At 26.8% G+C, this 1,669-nt stretch carries 2 protein-coding genes; both read right to left on the minus strand.

Translation table 11 applies throughout. The annotated features are described in order from the left end of the window. Positions 1 to 95: 95 nt before the first annotated feature. Entirely contained in the window at positions 96 to 1,223 is a 1,128-nt protein-coding gene (locus tag AC5LAX_RS03500; RefSeq protein ID WP_117977084.1) for an RNA-guided endonuclease TnpB family protein, read from the minus strand. Continuing rightward, positions 1,207 to 1,620: an IS200/IS605 family transposase gene (tnpA, locus tag AC5LAX_RS03505; protein WP_288909553.1), complete on the minus strand. Its 414-nt coding sequence runs from the start codon at positions 1,618 to 1,620 to the stop codon at positions 1,207 to 1,209. The genes AC5LAX_RS03500 and tnpA overlap by 17 nt, the downstream gene beginning before the upstream one ends. Positions 1,621 to 1,669 lie beyond the last annotated feature (49 nt).

The raw sequence follows: 1,669 nt of genomic DNA on the forward strand, positions 1-1,669 counted from the left end.
ATCGCTTAGAAGTGGGGGCTTCTTGTTCGATACAACTTTTGTTGTAAGCATAAGCAAGCTATCCCCGTGCATCCCACGGTTCTTTATTTTTTATTTTATCCTAAGACTATTCTCATGCCTTCATTTCTTATATTTATCGCTGCATTTATGTCTCTATCATGCACTACTTTACAATTTGGGCATTTCCATTGTCTTATAGACAAATCTTTTACTTCTTTATTTTTATATCCACAATTACTACAAATTTGCGAACTTGCAAAATATTTCCCTACTTTTACTAATTTCTTTCCTACTTCTTTACTCTTATAATCTAAAAAATTTACAAACATTCCCCAACCATTATCCATTACTGATTTTCCAAAATTTAATACTTGACTTAATGCCTTCATATTTAAGTCTTCTATACAAACACAATCAAATTTTTCTATAAGTTTTTTGGATAATTTATGTAGAAAATCTTTTCTTTGGTTTGCTACTTTTTCATGAACTATCGCTAGTTTTATTCGTTGTTTTTCTCTATTCTTACTTCCTTTTTCCATTTTAGAAAATTTTCTTTGTTCTCTTGCTAGTTTTAGCTGTTCTTGTCTGTAGTATTTAGGATAATTTGCATATATTCCTTCTGAATCAACATATAATTCGTGCATGGAAAAATCTAATCCTACAAAAGTTTTTGACTTCTTTTCGATTACTTGGTTTTCATATTCGAAAAGAATACTTGCAAAATACTTTCCACTTGCGGATTGACTTATTGTTACAGATTTTAATTTGTAATTATCTGGAATATTACGATGTATTTTTATTTTAATTAGTGATTTTATCTTAGGTATTTTTAGATAATTATTCACTATTTTTATATTATTATTTACATTATTAGTGGTATATGCTTTTTTTGTTTTTCTTTTGGCTTTGAATTTTGGAAATCCTATTTTAGTATTTTTGAAAAAATTATCATACGCAGTCTCTAAATTTTTCTGTGCATTAGTTAATGCTAAACTATCTACTTCTTTAAGCCAAAGATATTTTTCTTTATATTGAGCAGGAGTATTATGGAGCATTCCTTTCGTTTTTTCATAATAAGATATTTTATCTGCAAGCATTTGATTATAAATAAAACGAGTACAACCAAATGTTTTAGCAAAGAAAATCTTTTGTTCTTCACTAGGATATATTCTAAATTTGTATGCTTTTTTAGATAAACTATCTGACTTAGCTTTTCTTATCATTTTTTATACCCTGACTTTCAATATATTTCTTAAGAATATTTATTGGCGCACAGCCTGTAGTGAGCAAACAAAAACTTTGACTCCAAAAATATTCTTTCCATAATTTTTTACGAATACTTGGAAACTCTTTTTTTATAAGTCTACTACTAGCACTTTTATAAGCATTTATAAATTTACTTATTTCACTTTTAGGATGAGCTCTAAATAATATATGAACATGATCTTCATCATGGTTCCATTCTTGCAAAGTTATATTATATTTAGGAGATATATACTCAAATATTTCTTTAGCTCGTGAAGAAATGTTGTCATCAAAAACTTTTCTTCTATATTTTATGACTAATACTAAATGATAATTTAGCAAAAATACTGAATGAGCATTGTTGTCTAAATTCATTATAATCACCACATTTTTTTATATTCGACCAATAAGATTATCTCATAAA

The organism is Megamonas sp. (assembly GCF_986095205.1).